The organism is Escherichia sp. 94.0001, assembly GCF_013369155.2.
Classification (GTDB): Bacteria; Pseudomonadota; Gammaproteobacteria; order Enterobacterales; family Enterobacteriaceae; genus Escherichia; species Escherichia coli_F.
The window spans coordinates 1-246 of sequence record NZ_JABWMS020000325.1; the positions used below are offsets into that span (position 1 = coordinate 1).

Genomic DNA, 246 nt, shown 5'->3' on the forward strand with positions numbered 1-246 from the left:
TGGGTGCGGCGTTGATTGCTACGGCAATCTGGATGCCGGGGATCAGTATCGCTTTTAGTGACATCCTCTTTTCAATGGGCGCGGCGATGACGCTTGGAGGTGTTGCACAGATGTTGGCACCGAAAGCCAGTACCGCAACAACGACCAGCACGGATAACGGTAAGCAGAACACCTATTTCTCCTCACTGGATAACATGGTTGCCCAGGGCAATGTTCTGCCTGTTCTGTACGGTGAAATGCGCGTGG

1 pseudogene is annotated in these 246 nt (G+C 53.7%); it reads left to right on the top strand.

What is annotated here, in order from left to right:
• Positions 1-246: pseudogene (locus HEN33_RS25955) on the top strand (tail assembly protein); the annotation flags it as partial.